The sequence below is a fragment of the Streptomyces sp. SID14478 genome, from assembly GCF_010548525.1.
In the GTDB taxonomy this organism is placed as follows: Bacteria; Actinomycetota; Actinomycetes; order Streptomycetales; family Streptomycetaceae; genus Streptomyces.
On record NZ_JAAGMG010000190.1, the window covers coordinates 1 to 3,075 of the forward strand.

General features: G+C 72.5%; 4 protein-coding genes. 1 reads left to right on the forward strand and 3 read right to left on the reverse strand.

Annotated features, from left to right (window positions below; all coding sequences use genetic code 11):
• Positions 1-219: 219 nt before the first annotated feature.
• The 3 genes from G3I40_RS07125 to G3I40_RS07135 all read right to left on the reverse strand — a co-directional run bounded on the left by G3I40_RS07125 (position 220) and on the right by G3I40_RS07135 (position 2,248).
• Positions 220-1,203, reverse strand: coding sequence for an aldo/keto reductase (locus G3I40_RS07125; protein ID WP_164301310.1), 984 nt, complete (start codon positions 1,201-1,203; stop codon positions 220-222).
• Positions 1,204-1,286: 83 nt separating this feature from the next.
• Entirely contained in the window at positions 1,287-1,772 is a 486-nt protein-coding gene (locus tag G3I40_RS07130; protein WP_164301311.1) for a hypothetical protein, read from the reverse strand.
• A complete protein-coding gene (locus tag G3I40_RS07135) occupies positions 1,769-2,248 on the reverse strand; it encodes a hypothetical protein (protein WP_164301312.1) in 480 nt (159 codons plus the stop codon). Before G3I40_RS07135 ends, G3I40_RS07130 begins: the two co-directional genes overlap by 4 nt.
• Before the next feature lie 39 nt (positions 2,249-2,287).
• Between G3I40_RS07135 and G3I40_RS07140 the strand changes: the two genes are divergently transcribed.
• Positions 2,288-3,075, forward strand: a 788-nt coding sequence (locus G3I40_RS07140; RefSeq protein ID WP_164301313.1) for a WYL domain-containing protein, incomplete at its 3' end; no start/stop codon positions are given.

The window sequence follows — 3,075 nt, forward strand, 5'->3', positions numbered from 1 at the left end:
GCGCGCCTGGCCCGGGACGTGCGTGCGGGGCGGATCTACGCGGCCGGGGGCGAAGAGCTCGCCCGTCGGCTGGAGGCGCTGCCGCGGCAGGAGACCCCGCGCCCCGAGCCCACCTACACGGTGCTGGCCTTCGAGACCCGGGACTAACGGAGCAGCGGCCCGTGCCGCCGGCCGGGCCTGACGGAGCAGCGGCCCGTGCCGCCGCCCGGGCCGGGCGGATCACGCCTCGTTCAGGCGGGCCCGCTCCTCCTCGGTCAGCTCCAGGTCCACCGCGGCCAGGCTCTCCTCCAACTGGGCCACCGAGGACGCGCCGACCAGGGGGATCGCCGGGACGTCCGCGCCCAGCATCCAGGCGAGGACGACCTGGTTGACCGTGGCGCCGCTGGACGCGGCGACCTCGCGCAGCGCGGTGAGCCGCGCCTCGCGGCTGCCGTGGTCGTGCCCGGGACCGAGCGGCTTGTCCTCGCGCATGTAGGCGCCGCCGATCAGCGGCGAGTAGGCCACCAACGCGAGGTCGCGCTCGGCGCGCACCATGCTGAGGAGGTTTCCGTCGGCGGTGGCGCACACGCCGTCCGGCGACAGTTCGGTGGACAGATCGGTCCGGTGCCGCAGATAGCTGTGCTGGTACTGGAGCACCTCGTACCCGGCGATCCCCTCGGCCCGCGCGATCGCCCGCGCCCGCTCGACCTGCCACGCCCAATGGTTGGAGACACCGAGCAGCCCGACCGCCCCCTCATGCACGAGCGCCCCGAACTCCCTCACCGTCTCGGCGAGTTCCACCTTCGGGTCCGGGATGTGCGCGTACAGGAGGTCGAGGCTCTCGACGCCGAGCCGCGCCTTGCTGCCCTCCACGGCCGAGCGGATCGCGGCCGCCGACAGGCCCTCCGGGTTGTCGATGTACCCAGTGCCCGGCGCGAGTGGCGCGGCGCCGAGCTTGGTGGCGATGAAGACCTCGTCGCCGATGCCGCGGCTGCGCCGCCAGTTGCCGAGCAGCGTCTCGCTCTCGCCGCCGACGGTCCCGTCGACCCAGAACGCGTAGTTGTCGGACGTGTCGACGAACGTGCCGCCCGCCTCCACGTACCGGTCGAGGATCGCGAACGACGTCTTCTCGTCGGTGATCGTGCCGAACAGCATGGCGCCGAGGCTCAGGACGCTGACCTCGCGACGCCGCGCCGGGTCGCCGCCGATGGTGCGGTACTTCATGGGATTCCCCCTGTCGGGCCGCCCGGCTGCGGGTGCGCTCCGGGCTACGAACAGGGAGTCAACATGTTCAAGTGCACGCGAAGTCAAGGAAGTTCTCCGGCTCCATCGACCGCGCGGCGGGTGAAGTCCATCGACCAGTTCGCCAGCCACGTCCGGCCTTCGTCGACCGAGAACGCCTGCTCCCAGCGGGCCGTCGTCGCACTGATCCCGGACCACACGAACCGCACCCGTACGCTTTTCGCTTCGTGCGTGTCGTCGCCGGTGAACTCCCCGCGTCCGCCCGTGAATCGGCCGGTCACCGGCGGGAAGAGCCGTCCCGCCCGGTCGGTGGACCAGTGCAGCGACCACAGTCCGGTCGCCGGGTCGAACAGGCGCAGGGTCAGACCGGTCCAGCCCTGCGCAGGCACCGGCATCTCATCGATGTTCGCAGCCCCGTCGAACAGGCTCCAGCACCGGTTGCGCGCACCGAACTCCTCCCAGCCGCTGGCCGGATCGAGGAAGTCGAGCCTTCGCCGATGCACGACGTCCCACTCGCCGAAGAAGAAGTCGAAGTCGTGCGCGCTGCTCATGAACGTCCTCCGGTCGTGCCCGCGGGCAGGGTGTCGCGTACGTACGCGTCGAGGTCGGGGCGGTCGGGCGTCAGCATGTGCCGGACCCAGGCGTCCCGTTCGTGCAGGATCGGCGGGAGTTCCCACACGCAACCGATCCAGGGCCGGTCCGGCAGGACGAAGCGGGCCGGATCGCGGTCCGGGCAGCCGAGGGCCGGCTGACCCGCGGCGGCACCCCTGAAATGCAGGACGTTGTCCCACACCCAGCTGTACGCGTTCAGGTAGGCGCCGTCGTCGCCGCCCCGGTGCAGCACGGTGAACGTGGCGGCCGGGGTGCCGTCCGGCTCCGGCAGCAGCGCGGGCAGCAGCGCGTACGCCGCCTCGGCGACGTCGGATGCGATGCCCGCCGGGTCGGTGGTCACGTGGTAGCGCTTGATGCGACGGCCCGCTACGTCGAGGGGCGGGGGCACGGTCAGCAGTTTCTCCGCGAAGGTCATGGCGGGACGCTAAGCCCGCTTCACTGACATCCTGTGGCAGTGAAGTCCAGCCGTCTCGTCTCGATCCTGCTCCTGCTGCAGACCGGCGGGCCGATGACCGCCGCCCGCCTCGCCGCCGAACTGGAGGTGTCCGTCCGTACCGTCTACCGGGACGTCGAGGCGCTGCAGGCCGCAGGGGTCCCGCTGTACGGCGATTCCGGCCACGCCGGGGGATACCGGCTGCTCGACGGCTACCGCACCCGGCTCACCGGCCTGACCGCCGGCGAGGCCGAGGCGCTCTTCCTCGCCGGAGCGCCCGCAGTCGCCGGTGACCTCGGGCTCGGACCGGTCCTCGCCGCCGCCCAGTTGAAGGTGCGGGCCGCACTGCCGGCCGAGCTGCGTGCGGGCGCCGACCGGATCAGCGCCCGCTTCCACCTGGACGCGCCAGGCTGGTACGCACAGGAGGAGACAGCCGCACACCTGCTTGCGGTGGCGACCGCCGTGTGGGAGCGCCGCGCGCTGCACGTCACGTACCGCCGCTGGCGCGAACCCACCGACGTGGAGCGGAGGTTGGAGCCGTACGGGCTCGTCCTCAAGGCAGGCCGCTGGTACGTCGTCGCGTCGGCCGGGGCAGGCGCCCCGCGCTGCTACCGCGTCGACCAGATCCTCGAACTCCGCTCCACCGCAGAGGTGTTCACACCGCCCGACGACTTCGACCTCGCCGCGTACTGGACGGCGTATCAGAAGGACTTCCACCGGCGCCTGCACACCTGCGAAGCCCTCGTGCGGCTCGCGCCCGGCGCCGGCGAGCGGCTCACCGGCGCCGCCGCCCGCGCCGCGCGCGACAC